At 68.4% G+C, this 11,903-nt stretch carries 15 protein-coding genes; 11 read left to right on the plus strand and 4 right to left on the minus strand.

Annotated features, from left to right (window positions below; all coding sequences use genetic code 11):
• The 3 genes from Q0379_RS02850 to Q0379_RS02860 form a co-directional block, all read right to left on the minus strand.
• Positions 1–371, minus strand: a 371-nt coding sequence (locus Q0379_RS02850) for an NAD(P)-binding domain-containing protein (protein WP_299004044.1), incomplete at its 3' end; no start/stop codon positions are given.
• 184 nt (positions 372–555) lie between these two features.
• The gene (locus tag Q0379_RS02855) at positions 556–1,062 is read right to left on the minus strand and encodes a YbjN domain-containing protein (RefSeq protein WP_013077743.1); all 507 of its coding nucleotides are present in this window, start codon (positions 1,060–1,062) and stop codon (positions 556–558) included.
• 132 nt (positions 1,063–1,194) lie between these two features.
• Positions 1,195–1,464 (minus strand): accessory factor UbiK family protein, encoded by a 270-nt coding sequence (locus Q0379_RS02860; RefSeq protein ID WP_299004051.1) that lies wholly within the window; start codon positions 1,462–1,464, stop codon positions 1,195–1,197.
• A gap of 227 nt (positions 1,465–1,691) precedes the next feature.
• Here Q0379_RS02860 and lgt point away from each other — a divergent pair, with 227 nt between their 5' ends.
• The 11 genes from lgt (at position 1,692) to Q0379_RS02915 (ending at position 11,588) form a co-directional block, all read left to right on the plus strand.
• Entirely contained in the window at positions 1,692–2,582 is an 891-nt protein-coding gene (gene lgt, locus Q0379_RS02865) for a prolipoprotein diacylglyceryl transferase (protein ID WP_299004053.1), read from the plus strand.
• Between the two features lie 4 nt (positions 2,583–2,586).
• Complete coding sequence (locus Q0379_RS02870) at positions 2,587–3,696, plus strand: class I SAM-dependent methyltransferase (RefSeq protein ID WP_299004055.1); 1,110 nt, start codon at positions 2,587–2,589, stop codon at positions 3,694–3,696.
• Entirely contained in the window at positions 3,693–4,481 is a 789-nt protein-coding gene (gene pgeF, locus Q0379_RS02875) for a peptidoglycan editing factor PgeF (protein ID WP_299004057.1), read from the plus strand. The genes Q0379_RS02870 and pgeF overlap by 4 nt, the downstream gene beginning before the upstream one ends.
• Before the next feature lie 127 nt (positions 4,482–4,608).
• A complete protein-coding gene (locus Q0379_RS02880; protein WP_299004060.1) occupies positions 4,609–5,547 on the plus strand; it encodes a ribose-phosphate pyrophosphokinase in 939 nt (312 codons plus the stop codon).
• Between the two features lie 183 nt (positions 5,548–5,730).
• Entirely contained in the window at positions 5,731–6,807 is a 1,077-nt protein-coding gene (locus Q0379_RS02885) for a hypothetical protein (RefSeq protein ID WP_299004062.1), read from the plus strand.
• A gap of 155 nt (positions 6,808–6,962) precedes the next feature.
• Complete coding sequence (locus Q0379_RS02890) at positions 6,963–7,562, plus strand: 50S ribosomal protein L25/general stress protein Ctc (RefSeq protein WP_299004064.1); 600 nt, start codon at positions 6,963–6,965, stop codon at positions 7,560–7,562.
• Positions 7,563–7,650: 88 nt separating this feature from the next.
• Positions 7,651–8,271 (plus strand): aminoacyl-tRNA hydrolase, encoded by a 621-nt coding sequence (pth, locus tag Q0379_RS02895; RefSeq protein WP_299004066.1) that lies wholly within the window; start codon positions 7,651–7,653, stop codon positions 8,269–8,271.
• Between the two features lie 31 nt (positions 8,272–8,302).
• Positions 8,303–9,055, plus strand: a complete 753-nt coding sequence (locus Q0379_RS02900; RefSeq protein WP_299004068.1) for a hypothetical protein — start codon at positions 8,303–8,305, stop codon at positions 9,053–9,055.
• A 270-nt stretch (positions 9,056–9,325) separates the two neighbouring features.
• Positions 9,326–10,120: an alpha/beta hydrolase gene (locus tag Q0379_RS02905; RefSeq protein ID WP_299004070.1), complete on the plus strand. Its 795-nt coding sequence runs from the start codon at positions 9,326–9,328 to the stop codon at positions 10,118–10,120.
• Positions 10,117–11,199, plus strand: coding sequence for a histidine kinase dimerization/phosphoacceptor domain -containing protein (locus tag Q0379_RS02910; protein ID WP_299004073.1), 1,083 nt, complete (start codon positions 10,117–10,119; stop codon positions 11,197–11,199). Before Q0379_RS02905 ends, Q0379_RS02910 begins: the two co-directional genes overlap by 4 nt.
• The gene (locus Q0379_RS02915) at positions 11,199–11,588 is read left to right on the plus strand and encodes a response regulator (RefSeq protein WP_299004075.1); all 390 of its coding nucleotides are present in this window, start codon (positions 11,199–11,201) and stop codon (positions 11,586–11,588) included. Before Q0379_RS02910 ends, Q0379_RS02915 begins: the two co-directional genes overlap by 1 nt.
• 57 nt (positions 11,589–11,645) lie before the next feature.
• Here Q0379_RS02915 and Q0379_RS02920 read toward each other — a convergent pair.
• A partial coding sequence (locus Q0379_RS02920; protein WP_299004077.1) for a pirin-like C-terminal cupin domain-containing protein occupies positions 11,646–11,903 on the minus strand: 258 nt, incomplete at its 5' end.

Here is an 11,903-nt window from a genome sequence, read left to right on the forward strand (position 1 = left end):
GCCGCGCCGCGACCTATGGCGACAGCGGTGGTCGGCATCACCCGCGCGACGCGGCGGCCGCCGAAGGCCTCGGAGATGTCGGCGGCGCGAACGCCCGCGGCGATCGAGACGATCACGGCGTCGGGCGCGAGGTGCGGGACCACGTCCTTGACCGCCTCGCGCCAGATCTGCGGCTTCACGGCCATCAACACGGTCTTGGCCGCGCCGAGCGCCTCCAGCGGCGGATTGACGACCGCGCCAGGAAGCGCCGCCGGTTCGATATTCGGATCACGGACGATCAGGTCGACGGCCGCGAAGGCCCCGGCCTCGCGCCAGCCCTGGATCAGCGCGCCGCCCATGCGTCCGGCGCCGAGGAGAAGGATGGGAGTCATGACGGAGCCTTTCGCAATCATCCCCTTCTCCCCTTGCGGGAGAAGGTGTCGCGAAGCGACGGATGAGAGGTCGCGCGGCGACGCCCGTCAGGCCCATCGAACTTCGGACGCGGAGAGACCCCTCATCCGACCTGCTTCGCAGGCCACCTTCTCCCGCAGGGGGAGAAGGGAAGTCCAGACCAAATCAGGCCTGGCCGACCGTCTCGAACATGCAGGCGGCCATCGCCTGGTCCGGGGTCTTGGCGCCGTGCAGCAGGAAGTCGAAGGCCGGATAGAAGCGGTCGGCCGCCTCCACCGCCGCGTCGATCATCGAGGCGGCCTGGGCCATGGTCGGGCGCTCGCCGGCCGGCAGGGCCAGGGCGTGGCGGAACACGACCTCGCCGTCTTCGGTCCAGACCTCGAAATGGCCCAGCCAGACGCGCTGGTTGATCAGGGCCAGCAGCTCGTAGGCGTTGGTGCGCTTGGTCTTCGACGCGCGCAGGTCCAGCGACAGGCACAGCTGCAGGCAGTCGGCTTCGGGCCGCCAGGCGAACCACAGCTCGTAGTCCTTCCAGTCGCCTTTCAGCGCGAAGGCCAGGTCGCCGTCCTCGGTGCGATCAAAGGTCAGGTTTTCGGCCGACAGCACATGCTCGACCACCTCGAGGGGGTCGAGAGCCATCAGGACGTCGTCTTCTTCCGGTTGGGTGTCCATGAGAATCCTGCGTCCCCGCCAGCGCGGGCGGGGGTCGCCCCCGCCGTGATTCGCTCACGTACCGAGGACAGTAATCTGCTTCGCGGCGTTCGTCTCAACTCGCTTCACGCCGGGGGCGAGCTGTTAAGCCTGTTATTCGCCCGTCGCCGCGCTCTTCTTGGCGGGCGCCTTCTTGGCGTCCTTAGGAGCCGCCTTGAGGCTGGCGATCTCTTCCCGCAGCGCCGCCACCTCGGCCTTCAGCGCCTCGAAATCGTCGCGGCGGATCAGGTCGAACTCAGCCGCCAGCCGGTCCGCCTGGGCGCGCATCGCGGCCTTGGCCTCCTCGCCGGCCGTCTGGGCGATGCCCATGGCCGCCTGGGTCAGCTTGGCGAATTCGTCGAGGATCGGATTCTGGGTTTGCATCGGCTTTCCACGCGCCCGCGGATGGGCGAGCCCTCCTTATATGGGAAACAAGGGGTGAAAGCGAAGAGCCTAGGAGTCCTTAGGCGCGCGTCGGAGCGGCGAAACCGCTCACACTTTCGCCTGACGCGACTTTCCTGGACGCGCGTCCGAGCGGCGAAACCGCTCACACTTTCGCCTGACGCGCTTTATACGACTGCGACGATCTGTCCCGAGCGGAGCCCGAGCACGTGATCTTCCCCGACATCGACCCGGTCGTTCACATCGGTTCGTTCGCCCTGCAATGGGGCCCGCTGGCGCTGCGCTGGTACGCCCTGGCCTATGTGGCGGGCATCCTGCTGGGCTGGCGCTACGCGGTGCGCCTGGTGAAGACGCCCAGCCTGTGGGGCGGCCGGACGCCGACCGCCACGCCGCTGCAGATCGACGACCTGGTCCTGTGGATCACGCTCGGCATCATCCTGGGCGGTCGCCTGGGCTATATCCTCTTCTACATGCTGCCGAACGAGGCCCAGCGGACCTGGCTGCTGGCCCATCCGACCGACGTCTTCAAGATCTGGGAGGGCGGGATGTCCTTCCACGGCGGCTTCCTGGGCGTCTGCGCGGCGATCGCGCTGTTCGCCACCCGCAACAGGATCGACATGCTGAAGCTGGGCGACCTGGTCGCCCCCGTCGCGCCGATCGGCATCTTCTTCGGCCGCATCGCCAACTTCATCAACGGCGAGCTGTGGGGTCGGGTCACGGAGCATCCGTGGGGCATCATCTTCTGCAACCAGACGATCCGCGCCAGCCACCCGCAGGGGATCTGCCCGGCGGGCGAGCTGCCGCGCCACCCCAGCCAGCTCTACGAGGCCGGCCTCGAAGGCCTGCTGCTGTTCCTGATCCTGACCTTCGCCATCTACCGGTTGAAGTGGCTGCAGCGGCGCGGCGCGATCGTCGCGACCTTCCTGCTGGCCTACGGCCTGTTCCGCCTGTCGCTGGAGAACGTGCGCAACCCCGACATCGGCATGCCCGATTTCCCGTTCGGCCTGACCATGGGGATGATGCTGTCGGCGCCGATGATCCTGATCGGCGGGTGGATGCTGTGGCGCGCGCTGCGCGCGCCCGCCGAGACCGCCGCCTGAGCCCATGAGCCTGCTGGAGCGCCTCAAGGCCCAGATCGCCCATGACGGGCCGATCGCCACGCCCGAATTCTTCACCCGTTGCCTGCACGACCCGCGCGACGGCTACTACGCCACGCGACCAGATCTGGGGGCGGGCGGCGACTTCATCACCGCGCCCCTGGTCAGCCAGATGTTCGGCGAGCTGATCGGCCTCTGGATGATCGAGACCTGGACGCGCCTGGGCCGCCCCGCCCCGTTCCGCCTGGTCGAGATGGGGCCCGGCGACGGCACGCTGATGAGCGACCTGTTGCGCGCCGCGCGCGTGGCGCCGGACCTTCTCGACGCGGCCGACGTGTGGCTGGTCGAGGTGTCCGAACCGCTGAAGGCCCGACAAGCCGAGCGGCTGGGCGATCGCGCCCGCTGGGCCTCGCGCCTCGACGAGGTCCCGGGCGGCGCCCCGACGCTCCTGGTCGCCAACGAGCTGCTGGATTGCCTGCCGGCGCGGCAGTTCGTCCGCACCCAGAACGGCTGGGCCGAGCGGGTGATCGGGCTGGGCGACGACGGCGAACTGGCGTTTGGGCTGCGGCCCTTAAATTCTCCCTCTCGACGCGCCCCCTCCACCGGCTTCGCCGGTCCCCCTCCCCCGCTCGCGGGGGAGGAGAGCCTGCCCGTCGGCGCCGTCTTCGAAGCCTCCCCCGCCCAGGCGGCCCTGGCCTCGGACATCGCCCATCGCCTCGTCACGGACGGCGGCGCGGCGCTGCTGATCGACTATGGCCGCGCCCAGCCGGAAGCCGGCGATACGCTGCAGGCGATCCAGAACCACCAGAAGGTCGATCCGCTGAAGACGGCGGGCCTGGCCGACCTGACGGTCTGGGCCGATTTCCCGTCGGTGGTCGCCGCCGCCCGCGAGGCCGGCGCCAAGGCCGGCCCGATCCTGACCCAGGCCCAGTTCCTGCTGGCGCTCGGGATCCTCGACCGCGCCGAAGCGCTCGCCGCCCGTCAGCCCGACAAGACCGAGCAGATCGGAAGACAGCTTGATCGCCTGCTCGGCGAGGCGCAGATGGGGAGCCTGTTCAAGGTGGCGTGTCTGTGCGCGCCCGACCTTTCGCCCCCCCTCTTCGAGGACGCGACATGACCCACACACCCGACCTGCCCACCGTCCAGTCGCCGCTGCTGGCCAGCCTGCCCGGCGTCAAGCACGCCTTCTTCACGCGCCAGGGCGGGGTCTCGAAGGGGATTTACGCCAGCCTGAACGTCGGACGCGGCAGCCAGGACGAGCCGGCCGACGTCGAGGAGAACCGGGCCCGCATCGCCCGCTGGTTCGGCGGTGGGCCCGAAGACCTCAACGTCTGCTACCAGATCCACTCGACGATCGCGATCACGGCCGACGGTTCGTGGGGCGACGCCCGTCCGCAAGGCGACGCGGTGATCAGCAAGACCCCGGGCGTGATCTGCGGCGCCATGGCGGCCGACTGCGCGCCGGTGCTGCTGGTCGATCCGGACGCCCGCGTCGTGGCCGCCGCCCACGCGGGCTGGCGCGGGGCGCTAGACGGCGTCGTCCAGGCCGCGGTCGACCGCATGGTCGAGCTGGGCGCCAACCCGGCCAACATGACCGGCGTCGTCGGTCCCTGCATCGGGCCGAAGTCCTACGAGGTGGGCCTCGACTTCCTACACAAGTTCGAGGCCGACTGCCCGGGCTCGGGCCGGTTCTTCAAGCCTGGGGTTTCCGAGGACAAGCGCTTCTTCGACCTGCCCGCCTTCGTGCTGGACCGTCTGGAAACAGCCGGCGTGGAACGTCGCGAATGGGTCGGACGGGACACGCGGGCCGAGGAGGAATGGTTCTTCTCGAACCGCCGCGCCTACCTGAACAACGAGGGCGACTACGGCCGCCTGCTGTCGGCGATCATGCTGGAGGCGTGAGGCGCCCGCGCCACGTCGGGGATCGTCCGATCACGGAATCGAAAAAGTCTGGCCGTTAACACTTGTTTCCAGAGCTTCGCCTGCTAGAAGGCGCCGCAACGGCGACCCCCACCCCGAGATATCCCCAATGAAGCTGCTGTCCGGCAACTCCAACCGCCCGCTGTCCCAGGCGATCGCGGAATATCTCGACATGCCGCTGACCCGCGCCCAGGTGCGCCGGTTCGCCGACCTCGAGGTGTTCGTCACCATCGACGAGAACGTGCGGGGCGAGGACGTCTTCGTCATCCAGTCGACCAGCTATCCGGCGAACGACAACCTGATGGAGCTCTTGATCTGCATCGACGCCCTGAAGCGCGCGTCGGGCAAGCGGATCACCGCCGTGCTGCCCTATTTCGGCTACGCCCGCCAGGACCGGAAGACCGGCGGCCGCACGCCCATCTCGGCCAAGCTGGTGGCCAACCTGATCACCCGCTCGGGCGCCGACCGGGTCCTGACCATGGACCTGCACGCCGGCCAGATCCAAGGCTTCTTCGATATCCCGACCGACAACCTGCTGCCCTCGCGCCTGATGGCCGACGACATCCGCAAGCACTATCCGATGGGCGACGACCTGATGGTCGTGTCGCCGGACGTCGGCGGCGTGGTGCGCGCCCGCGCCCTGGCCAAGCGCCTGAACGACGCCGACCTCGCCATCGTCGACAAGCGCCGCTCGGGCCCCGGCCAATCGGAAGTCATGAACATCATCGGCGACGTCAAGGATCGCCGCTGCATCCTGTTCGACGACATCGCCGACTCGGCCGGCACGCTGTGCAACGCGGCCCAGGCCCTGATCAACCACGGCGCCAAGTCGGTCAGCGCCTACATCACCCACGGCGTGCTGTCGGGCGCGGCGGTCGATCGCGTCGCCAATTCGGTGCTGACCGAACTGGTCGTCACCGACTCGATCGAGGCCTCGGATCCCGCCAAGGCCTGCCCCAAGATCCGCTATGTCTCGTGCGCCCCGCTGATCGGCGAGGCCATCCGCCGGATCGCCAACGAAGAGTCGGTGTCGAAGCTGTTCGACTAGGGCCTGTCCAGCTCTAGGGAATGCAGCGGCGATCGTGGTTAATCGCCGCGCCCCCAATTTCCGCGAAACCACGGCCACGCTTGTAAAAGCTTGGTTAACGGAGCGACAGTCACAATGCCGCCCGCCGGAGCTGCTACGCGCTTCGGCCGAGCCGGCCTGCCAAGACTGATGGGGAAGTTTCGAATGCGTTCCTTTTCGCGTACGCGCGTCGTTGTCGCGACGACCGCCGTGGCGCTGACGGCGATCATCGCCGCCTGTAGCTCCCCGCCCCCGCCGCCGCCGCCGGTCGTCCAGGCGCCGCCGCCCGTCCCGCCGATCACGCTGTCGGCCCAGGTCATCGAGCGCGCCAGCGCCTTCCGCGGCTACATGAGCCGCGCCGCCGCCGTCTCGCCGACGTTCCAGAACGGCGACCAGATCCAGGCCTCGTTGAAGGTCGGCGCCGCCTATGAGCCCAAGTCGTTCATGAACGGCGCGGTGGCCTACGCCGCCGTCCTGGCCCTGCAGGACCCTACCTTCGTCGCCTCGGTGCGCGAGGTCGCGGCCCATCCCGCCCAGCGCCAGGAGATGATCAACAACATCTTCTCCAACCCGTCGTACGCGGCGGTGTTCAAGGGCGCCGACAGCGCCGCCGGCCTGATCATCGACCAGATCGGCGGCGATGGCCTGAAGGTCTACGCGGCCGGCAAGGCGGTGAAGCAGGCCGCCTACGACGTGCAGCACTCGTCCTGGTCCAAGGGCGTCGTCAGCGATCGCGACGGCCGCCTGGCCGCGGCCAAGACCCTGTCGGCCACGCCGGCCCTGGCCGAAAGCGCCGATGTCGCGGTGCTGCAGCAGGCTTCGCTGGGCGGTCAGACCCTGGGCCTGACGCCCCGCGCCGCCCCCGCCCCCTACCAGCCCGTCGTGATCCGCGGCCTGGCCGTGGCGGCCCTCGCCGCCCTCGGCGCGGCCGGCGACAACAACCTGGCCTCCATCGACGCCCTCAGCGCCGACTGGGCCACGGGCAACTGCCTGAACATGGCCAAGCTGAACCTCTATCAGTGCCTGGCGGTGTCCAAGCCGCACTACGAGGACATCTTCTGCCTGGGCCAGCACATCCTGATGGACACCGGCGCCTGCATCGCCAAGGGCGCGGGCGCCAATCTGCCGCCCGAGGCGCCGCGCGTGCTGCCGGTCAAGGAGTCGATCGCCGTAAGGGGCGCGGGCAGCAACTCCCGCAAGGCCAAGACCGGCGGCAAGAAGCCGGCCGCCAAGAAGAGCTGATTTTCCCATCTCCGACGCGGAAAGGGCCGGGCGTTGCGTCGCCCGGCCCTTTTGTGTATGTAGCGCGACCCCAAAACGACCGGGCGAGCGTGGCGATACGGCCATAGGCGCCAGGTCACAGACGAGAGCATCCGGCTCTCGAGAAAGACAGCCTCATGGCCGAGATCATTCTGAACGTTGAAGTCCGCGACGGCGCCGGCACCGGCAACGCGCGCGCCACCCGCCGCGAAGGCAAGGTCCCCGGCGTCCTGTACGGCGGCGGCAAGGCTCCGGTGAACATCGCCGTGAAGGCCAACGAATTCCGCAAGTCGCTGTATACCGGCAAGCTGCTGGGCCACCTGGTCACGCTGCAATACGGCGAAGAGAAGCAATCGGTCATCGCCAAGGCCGTGCAATTCCACCCCGTCACCGACGAGCCGATCCACTTCGACCTGTACCGCGTCGACGAGCACCAGCTGATCAAGATCGAAGTGCCGGTTCACTTCAAGAACCAGGACATCTCGGTCGGCCTGAAGAAGGGCGGCACGCTGGAAGTCATCCGTCACACCGTCGAGCTGGCCTGCCCGGCCGACCAGATCCCGGAAGAGCTGGTCATCGACCTGGCCTCGCACGATATCGGCGACGTGATCCGCATCTCGGAAGTCAAGCTGCCGGCCGGCGTGAAGCCCGCCATGGACCGCGACTTCGTGATCGCCAACGTCAAGGCCTCGTCGGCCGCCCAGTCGGACGCCGGCGACACCACCGTCGAAGGCTAATCCGCTCGGTCTTCCGACCGAACCGATATAGAGACGGGCGGGCCTTCGGGTCCGCCCGTTTTCGTTTGAGCTTCCCGAGAACTCCGCGATGCTGATCCTCGCCGGCCTGGGCAATCCCGAGCCCAAGTACGAGAAGAACCGCCACAACGTCGGCTTCATGGCCGTCGACGCCCTGGCGCGGAAGTGGGGGACGGCCCCCTGGCGCGCGCGTTTCCAGGGCCTGGCCTGCGAGGGCCAGGTGTCGACCCCCGACGGTCCGGTGAAGCTGCTGCTGCTCAAGCCCAAGACCTATTACAACGAGAGCGGTCGCGCCGTGGGCGAGGCCATGAAGTTCTTCAAGCTGACGCCCGCCGACGTCATCGTCTTCCACGACGAGATCGACATGGCGCCGGGGCGCTTTCGCATGAAGGCCGGCGGCGGGGCGGCGGGCAACAACGGCATCCGCTCGGTGACCAGCCAGGTCGGCGACGCCTTCCGCCGCGGCCGGATCGGCGTGGGCCATCCGGGCCACAAGGACGCGGTCATGCACTACGTGCTGGGCGACTTCCACAAGGTCGAGCACCAGTGGCTGGACCCGATGCTGGACGCCATCGCCGACGCCCTGCCCTTTGCGGCGGCCGGCGACGACGAGCGCTACCAGGCCGAGGTCATGCGCCTGGCCCCCGCGCCCAAGGCCGATCCCCGCAAGCCCTCGAAAACCGACGATTGACGCCGTCGGCCCGGCGCGAGAAGACGCATACATGTTCTCGCTTCCGTTGCCGCTGCTTGGCCTGTCGCTGCTGTTCTCGATCGCCCTGTGCGTCCACGTCGTTCGGACGCACCGCGAGATGTACTGGCTGTGGATTATCCTGCTGTTCCAGCCGGTCGGCGGAGTGGTCTATCTGGTCGCCGTGATCCTGCCCGAGCTGTTGGGCGGCCGCGCCGCCCGGAAGGTGGGGCAGGCCGCGCGCCAGGCGCTGGACCCGCAGCGCGAGTACCGCGAGGCCGCCAAGGCCGTCGATGACGCCCCCACCGTCGCCAACCGCGTCCGCCTGGCGGTGGCCGCCACCGAGCTTGGCAAGCACGCCGAGGCCGAACGCCTCTACGCCGACAGCCTGACGGGCATGTACGCCGACGACCCACAGCTGCTGCTGGGCCGCGCCAACGCCCTGATCGAGTTGAACCGACCGGGCGAGGCCCTGCCCCTGCTGGAAAAGCTGGGCGAAACCCCCAACGCTGGCCGCACGCCCCACACCATGCTGGCGCTGGGCCGCGTCTATCAGGCCCTGGCGCGCGACGAGCAGGCCGAGACCGCCCTGCGCTGGGCCGCCGACCACTATCCGGGCTTCGAGGGCGTCGCCCGCTACACCGTCTTCCTCGCTCGCCAGGGCCGCAAGGACGAGGCCCGCGCGCAGCTGGCCGAGATCGACAAGCGCCTCGCCAAGACCCACAGCCACTTCCGCAAGGAAGCCAAGCGCTGGCGTGATTTCGCGGCGGCGGCGGTCGGCGGCTGACAAGCTTGGCCATTGCGTGACGCTAGCCGCTTCAAGACTTTTCCAAGTCTTCGAAGCCGACCTTGATCCGGAAATCCGTTGAAGTCCCGGCGAGCGACACCCAGCTTGCGGCTCCACGACAGGGCCGCCGGCCTGGGGTTGCATTGACATCCTTGGCGTTCGCCCAAAAAGTGTACAAAAAGGCGGTGAAATCCGCTGGGAATGGGGTCGATCGCTTTGTCGCATGAGGTCGTCAGGCGAGCTCACGCCTTCTCCGAACGCGAAGAGGCCATGCTCAGGGCGCACGCCGTCAATGAGATGGGAGCCGGCGAGCCTCCGCTCGTCCTGCTGCACGGCTTTGGCACCGACCAGACGATCTGGCGTCGGATGGCGCCGGAGCTCTCCGCCCGCCGGCGGGTGGTTCTCTACGATCACATGGGCTCTGGCGCCTCGGACTTCGCGCATTACGACCCCGAGCGCTATCGCGGTCTCGAGGGCTATGCCGACGACCTGGTCGAGATCCTGGACGCGCTGGACCTGCGGGACGTCAGCGTGGCCGGCCATTCGGTCTCGGGCATGATCTCGCTGCTGGCCAGCCTGCGCACCGACCGGATCGGCCGGCTGATCATGATCGGCGCTTCGCCACGCTATCTGAACGACGGCGACTACGAGGGTGGGTTCGATCCGAAGGATGTCGAGGACTTCCTCGGCCTCATGGAGCTGGATTTCCAGGGCTGGGCCAGAGCGCTGGCGCCCAAGGTGATGGATCAGCCCGACAATCCCGCCCTCACCCAGGAACTGATCTTCAGCTTCAGCCGCGAAAACGCCGAGCTGACGCGCCGCTTCGCCGAGGCGACCTTCATGTCCGACCATCGCGCCCATCTCGGCGAGTGCAAGGTCCCGACGGTCGTCCTGCAGGCCAAGGCGGACGTGGTCGTTCCGCTGGCCGCCGCGCGCTTCCTGGCGGATCACGTCCCGCGCGCCCGCCTGGAGATCATGGACGTCCGGGGGCACTATCCCCAGCTCAGCGCCCCGGGGATCGTGATCGACGCCATCGAGCGGTTCCTGGCGGAGACGCCCTCTTGAGCAGCGGCGGCAGGGCGCTGGGAGAGACCGCTCCGGTCGGTCTCTTCGAAGCCGACGGCGACATGATCATCCGCGCGGCGAACCCCAGGATGGCCCGGATGGTCGGGACGTCCCAGCAGGACCTTGTCGGTCGCCCCTTGCGGGCCCTGCTGACCCGGTCGTCGCAGTTCATCTACGCGTTGAAGGTCGAGCACGCCCTGCTGAACGAGGGCGCGGCCGAGGAAATCTTCCTTGAGCTGGAGCATGCGGATGGGCGACCGCGCGCGGTGCTGTTGACCCTCACCCCGGACGAAACGGACAATGACCGACGCTACGGCGCGCTGTTCTCGGCTCCCGAACGCCGGGCCTACGAGTTGGAGCTGATCGCCGCCCGTCAGGCCGTGGTGGAGAAGATCAAGGAAGAGAACGCCGCCCGCGAGGCGCTGAGCGAGGCCAACACGCAGCTCGAACAGTTGGTGGCCGAGCGCACCGCGGCGCTCGAACAACGCGACCTCCTGCTGCGCGAAGTCTATCACCGGGTGAAGAACAACCTTCAGGTGGTCGACGGCCTCTTGCTGATGCGGGCGCGCCAGTTGGGCGATCCGAGCGCGAGGGCCGCGATGGAAGAGCTGCGCAAGCGGATCTTCGCGCTAGGCCTCGTGCACCACCAGTTGATGGGCTCGAAGGACCTCAAGACCTTCGACGCCGGCGCCTTCCTGACGGAGCTCGTCGCGCACCTGAGGATCGACGCGCCCGAGAACGTCACCCTGGCGCTCGACGTCGCGCCGCTGGCCGTCGATCTGGACTTCGCCGTGCCCCTTGGCCTGCTGATCACCGAACTGGCGACCAACGCGCTGAAGCACGCCTTTCCGTCGGGATCAGGCAAGATCCAGGTCACCCTCGGCGCCGCCGAGGCGGGCGAAGTGGTGTTGCGGGTCGCCGACAACGGCGTCGGCCTGCCCGCGAATTTCCAGAAGCAGCGCCGCTCCGGCTTGTCCATCGTCGACGGGCTCGTTCGACAACTGGGCGGACGCATCGAGGCGATTCAGACTAAGGGCGTCTGCTGGGAGGCCCACCTCCCCCCGCCGAGGACCGCCTGATGCTGCACCCCAATCGCGTCCTGATCGTCGACGACGAGTTCATCATCACCGAGACGCTGCGCATCTATGTCGAGGACATGGGCCTGGAGGTCTGCGGCACGGCCGCCACCGCCGACGGCGCGCTGGAGATGGCCCACGCCCACCAGCCCTACATCGTGCTGATGGACGTGCGCCTGCAGGGCGAGCGCGACGGCATCCAGGCCTCGGCGGACATCAGCGAGCAGGTCGGCTCGAAGGTCATCTTCATCACCGGTTCGCGCGAGCCGGCGACGCTGGAGCGCATCGAGAGCCACCACCCCGCGGCGGTGCTGTTCAAGCCGGTTTCGGAAGGCCAGCTGGGCTCGGTCGTCCAGCGGGTGCTGAAGGACGCCCCGCCGGCTCTGGCCTAGAGGCGCATTCGGAACGTGCGCCAAATTCCCACGCCCGTGTCGTGAAGATAACCGCCCCTAGAACCGTCCCCGCTGGAAGTCGTCGAACGCCTGGACGATCTCCTCGCGCGAGTTCATCACGAACGGCCCGTGCCAGAAGACCGGTTCGTTGATCGGACGACCGGCCAGCAGCAGGACGCGGGCGTCGGTCACGGCCTCGACGCGGACCGTGTCGCCGCGGCCCAGGAACACGCCCGACAGCGCGTCCACCGTGTCGTGGGCGACGCGGACCTTGCCCTCATAGACCGCCAGCATGGCGTTGCGGTCGTCGCCGAC

Source organism: uncultured Caulobacter sp. (assembly GCF_937900395.1).
Lineage (GTDB): Bacteria > Pseudomonadota > Alphaproteobacteria > Caulobacterales > Caulobacteraceae > Caulobacter.